Origin of the sequence: Kitasatospora sp. NPDC058406 (genome assembly GCF_042722765.1) — a bacterium.
Lineage (GTDB): Bacteria > Actinomycetota > Actinomycetes > Streptomycetales > Streptomycetaceae > Kitasatospora.
Window position 1 is genome coordinate 1 of record NZ_JBHXKE010000474.1, and the last position, 2,421, is coordinate 2,421.

1 protein-coding gene and 1 pseudogene are annotated in these 2,421 nt (G+C 73.9%); one reads left to right on the top strand and one right to left on the bottom strand.

Translation table 11 applies throughout. From position 1 onward, the window contains the following. Positions 1–761: 761 nt before the first annotated feature. A pseudogene (locus ACFWOG_RS40630) lies at positions 762–935 on the bottom strand (SIP domain-containing protein); the annotation flags it as partial. A gap of 192 nt (positions 936–1,127) precedes the next feature. Here ACFWOG_RS40630 and ACFWOG_RS40635 point away from each other — a divergent pair. Further along, entirely contained in the window at positions 1,128–2,381 is a 1,254-nt protein-coding gene (locus tag ACFWOG_RS40635; protein WP_329952921.1) for a hypothetical protein, read from the top strand. Positions 2,382–2,421 lie beyond the last annotated feature (40 nt).

The window sequence follows — 2,421 nt, forward strand, 5'->3', positions numbered from 1 at the left end:
GCGGCCGCGGCCCCCCCCCCCCCCCCGGCGGCCCCGGGCGCGCGGGCACCGTTCCGGCCCCCACCAGCACCGTTGCCGCCGCCGTCGGCGGCGCCGTCACGACGGGGTGCGGCCGGGGCGGGAGCCGGGCGACGGCCCCGGGTTCCACGGCGGGCGGAAAGCCGGATCGGCCGGGAGACGGGCAGCGCCACACCCCGGTCGGAACCGGCCCCGAAAGGGTTACGGAGGGAGCAGAAACGCTTTTCCGCCCACCGGCGAGAATCCTGGACCCGTCGAACACGAATCATGGTCCGGACCGGAGGGCGGGAGGAGTCGAAATCACCGGACGGCCTTTCCCGGCGCCCGCGCCGACGCCGCGCCCGCGAACGCGCGGGCGCGGGCGCGGGCGCGGCGGAGCAGCCCGGCGCGACAGGGCAGCGGGCTCGGTGAAGGGAGAGCGCAGGGAAGGGGACACCACGCACAGGACACCAGGCACGGCACATCGGGCGCCGGAGATCAGGCGCGGGGCGTCCGACCCCGAGCGTCGGGCTTCGGACTTCGGGCGTCAGGCGTCAGGACTCGGGCTCGGGCTCGGGCTCGGGCCGGGCGCGAGGAAGCCGCGCCGGGGCGGGCCCGACACCCCGGCGCACCCCGGCGCACGCCGCGAGCGCCGGAAGACGGCGGGACGCAGCAGGACGCAGCAGGGTCGGACAGGGGCCGACCGCGTCGGTGGGACGTGTGAACGTGGCGCCCGGACCCCCCCGGCCGGGCGCCACGGGTCCTCAGGGCCGCCAGTAGCCGAGGGCGTGCACCTGCGGCCTGGGCACGGCGAGCTCCTTCCGGGTGAACCGGGCGAGAGCGCGCGTGGTCACCGTGTCACAGGCGATCCACACGTACGCCCCCGCCGGGTCCCCGAGCAGGCCGGGCAGCGCGGCGCGCACCTCCGCGACCAGCTCTATGTTGTCGGGGGCGTGCGCCGGTCCGCGCCCGGCCGCCCGCACCGTTCCGACGACGCCTCGGCAGCACCCCGGGGGCCGGAACCTCCCCCGCTCCACGGCTCGCCCCCGTTCGGAGCAATCCACCGACAAATGGCCCGAACGGTGCTCTCGTGAGGGGGCATCCACGAATACACCTCACCGGAGGTTCAGTTGTCGCACCCTCAGCCCCCGCGCTCCGCCGACCCCGCCCGCCGCGCCCGCCGCGCGCTGGCGGCGGCCGTGGCCGTCGCCTCGGCCGCCTGCGTGCTCGCCGCTCCCGCCGCCTACTCCCGCGGCACCGGCCCCGCCCAGGGCCACCGCGCCGCGATCACCATCCAGGAGAACCGGCTGCCCTTCACCACCCGCTTCCAGGGCGACTTCCACGGCTCCGTCACCCACATCAGCAACTCCCTGATGACCTGTGACGAGACCAAGCCCCCCGTCGACCCCGCCCAGCCGCCGTGCGAGCAGGGCCGCACCGGGGCGGGCAGCAGGCCGATCAACAACAACTACCAGATGCGGTACGTCAACATCGATCCCGGCAGCATCGGCCCGCTCGGCGACCCCATCTACTCCGCCAGCTCCGCCGACCTGCAGCTGCCCCCCGGGGCGACGGTCAAGCACGCCCGCCTGTACTGGGGCGGCACCCGCGGCATCGACGACGTCGTCCTGCCCGAGAGCCAGATCGACGAGATCTACCTCAAGTTCCCCGGTGACGGCCAGTACACCAACATCGCCAACCAGCAGCCCTCCATCGGCTACATCACCACCGACGAGGAGAGCAGCTACCAGGCCTCCGCCGACATCACCGAGCTCGTCAAGAGCCACGGCACCGGTACCTACACGGCCGCCAACATGGACTCCGTCGTCAAGCCGCACAGCTGGGGCGGCTGGACCGTCGTGGTCGCCTACGAGGACCCCTGCGCGCCGCTGCGGCACGTCCACCTCTGGGACGGCTTCCAGCCCGAACTCCCCAACAGCCCGGCCCTGTCGGGCAGGCTGACCGGGATCAGGACGCCCGCGAGCGGCCCGGTCACCGGACACCTGGGCTGGGTCGTCTACGACGGCGACCACAAGTGGACCGGCGACACCATGTCGATCAAGTCCACCAACGGCCCGATCACCGACTTCACCGACGCCAACCACCCGCTGAACGACGCCTTCAACTCCACCATCGACAACCCCAACCCCGCCCAGCGGTTCCCCCGCAACCCGGCGCCGCGCAACAACTTCGGCTACGACGCGAACCGCTGGACCGTCTCCCCCTACCTGCGCAACGGCGACACCGACGTCACCGTCACCGTCAACACCCAGGGGGACGGCTACAACCTCGGCGTCTTCTACGCCGACATCGACCTCGACGCCACCGAGGCCGCCCGGGGCGACTCCCCCGCAGTCACGTCCACCTGGAGCGGCGGCAAGTAGCCGCCGACGTGCGGAGGGGCGGGACCGGCCGATCGGCCGG